At 65.0% G+C, this 2,289-nt stretch carries 2 protein-coding genes and 1 pseudogene; 1 reads left to right on the top strand and 2 read right to left on the bottom strand.

Going from position 1 to position 2,289, the window contains the following annotated elements; genetic code table 11:
• Positions 1-6: 6 nt before the first annotated feature.
• The gene (locus BLW04_RS25240) at positions 7-228 is read right to left on the bottom strand and encodes a hypothetical protein (protein WP_091548377.1); all 222 of its coding nucleotides are present in this window, start codon (positions 226-228) and stop codon (positions 7-9) included.
• Positions 229-626: 398 nt separating this feature from the next.
• Here BLW04_RS25240 and BLW04_RS25235 point away from each other — a divergent pair, with 398 nt between their 5' ends.
• Positions 627-980, top strand: a complete 354-nt coding sequence (locus tag BLW04_RS25235) for an HIRAN domain-containing protein (protein ID WP_175484307.1) — start codon at positions 627-629, stop codon at positions 978-980.
• Between the two features lie 1,001 nt (positions 981-1,981).
• On the opposite strand, the pseudogene BLW04_RS27885 reads toward BLW04_RS25235, so the two are convergent.
• Positions 1,982-2,289 (bottom strand): annotated as a pseudogene (locus BLW04_RS27885) (hypothetical protein); the annotation flags it as partial.

Here is a 2,289-nt window from a genome sequence, read left to right as displayed (position 1 = left end):
GATCCGTCACACCCCAATGCCATCCTGACGCCCACACGGGACCAGAAGCCGATGATCATGCTCCGCATCAAGATCACGGAAGATCGAGGCTAATGCGACGTTTGCGTCTTTGCCCGGCTGCGTGGTGGCAGGGTCGAGGTCGACATCCCCGGCGTACTGCAAGACGGACTCGAGGTCGAGATCGCCCTTGAGGCCGCTGGCGATTGGCGAGTAGGTCAGGCCGGCCATCGTGCAATTGCCCCGGGCAATGGTGTCCTCAGCCGTTGTCGCCTGCGTCGTCGCAGCAGCGCTGCTCGCCGCTGACGAGCTGGCTGACGACGTGACGGAGGCACTGCTCGTCCCTGCGGCGGCCTCGGTGTCGTTGGCCCCGCCGCAGCCGGCCAGCGTCAGGGAGGCTGCGGTCAGGACTAGCGCTGTGCGGTGTATGTGGGTCCCCCGTCGTGTGTTCATGCAGCCGCTATCGGCGGCGGTCGGCGCAAACCGGTGGGCAAGGGGCGGCGAGCTTGCTCGACAGGCCCGCCGCTTGGTGGAAGTGTCGCGGAACCGCTACGGAGGGAAGTCGCATGGGCTGGATGCGGAAGCTGGCTGGGGGTCCGCTCCGGGCGCAACAGCGGGCCGAGGGGCCGATGGTCGATCTCTCCATCGTCGGTGAGGCGGCTTACCAGGACTACATCCGACTGGTGAATCGGCGGGCGCACGGCGGCGAGTTCGAGATCGTGCTGCGCCCGGAACCCAACAACCAGTACGACGCCAACGCGGTAGCGGTGCTCGTTGACGGCAAGCCCGTGGGATATCTGCCGCGGGCAATGGCCCGCGTGTGGCAGCCTGCCGTCCGGGCATCCGAGGCTGCCGGTTATGTGGTGGCAGGCACCGCCTGTGTCGCCGGAGGTACTGAGGACGCCCCCAACTTGGGAGTCTTTGGGTCCGCCCCCTGGCCCGGCGATGGCCCACCTCCCAAGGGGCGCTTCAACAGTCGCTGAGACCTGAGCCCCGCCGTTATTGCGACGGCGGGGTTCGGTGCCTTGGGCGTTCGAGGGGCTCGTCAAAGAGGCCGCGGCGTTCCCTGACGGCCATCACGACGACGCGGTCGATATGGTCCAACCAAGCCTTGAACCGACCGCTGCTGCCCCTGTCTGGCGACGGCGCCGGTGACGTGTTCGAAGACGCACAGGGCAACTCGTGATCAGCCCTGGTAGTCGGCGGCCTTGACTGGGCCTTGCTGCCGCCCGAACGTGCTGATGCACTAGGGCATGGTGGAACCGGAGCGAGGGCAGGAACCTGAGGGGCATACGCAGTCCAGCGAGCTTGTGCTCCGGCCTAAGGGCGAACTCGTCCCTGTGCGCCCGAGCCGCAATATCGTTATCTTTCACGAGTACGCCGACTTGCTCGTCGAGGTCGTTCAGTACACGTCGGACGCCGTGGCAGCTGGTGTTCTAGGGAACCTGACGTATGACGCTGCCAAGGCCTTGCTTGCCCGAATGTGGCGGCGCGGCCCTGCGCTCGAGCACGTCTGGTCACGAGACGAAGCAGAAACCATTGCTCATCTGGCCGTCACCATCCGTCTCGGGGACTCGCTCAGCTCCGAACCATGCGTTGAGCTAGTCGACGCAGATGGACGCTGGCACTTCGAATTCCGCGAGCACAGTCAGCACTACGTGATTGAAGTCAAACCGTGGATGCGGAGGCGACAACCAACCGATCGATACTTCGGACTCGTCGAACGACGGCAAGACACCTCGCCTTGAACCATCGGCGCATAGCGGAGCGGAAGGTTGCGGCGCCTTCGAGACCGCTTCCGCCCCTATCTGGTCACCGAGGCCGCCGAACCCACCGTGCCCCACGCCGAGCACGCCGCTGTCGCGAACTAGCTGAATCTGACGATCACGCATGGCACGTCCATGGCACAAGACATCGACAGGGGGCAAGGGTTAACGACAGACGTCGGAAGGTGTTCCAGCAGGTCAGTCGACAGGTGCGCGGGTTACTGCAGGTCAGTAATTAGGGGGCAGATTTCGACGGTGAAGGTCTGGGTCGTCGGGCTATCGGTGAAGAAGATGACCGGCAGCCCGACCAGGGCATTGCCCGGCGGCTGCTGCTGGGCGGTCAGCTGGGGGAGCGGCAGCGTCTGGAAGTAACGGAAGACCTCCTCCGAAGAAGGAGGCGGATTGAGGTCGGTGACGTCGACGCACGCTATGGCAACGGTTGCCCAAGGTCCGTAGCCGCTCCCTGGGGCATCTGGGCTCTTCGAACTTGAGGGGGAAATGACCCTCAGCAGACGGTGACCCGGCG

It is taken from the genome of Modestobacter sp. DSM 44400 (genome assembly GCF_900107175.1).
In the GTDB taxonomy this organism is placed as follows: Bacteria; Actinomycetota; Actinomycetes; order Mycobacteriales; family Geodermatophilaceae; genus Modestobacter.
Note: the sequence above shows the minus strand (reverse complement) of the source record. Positions and strands in the feature narration are given on the sequence as shown.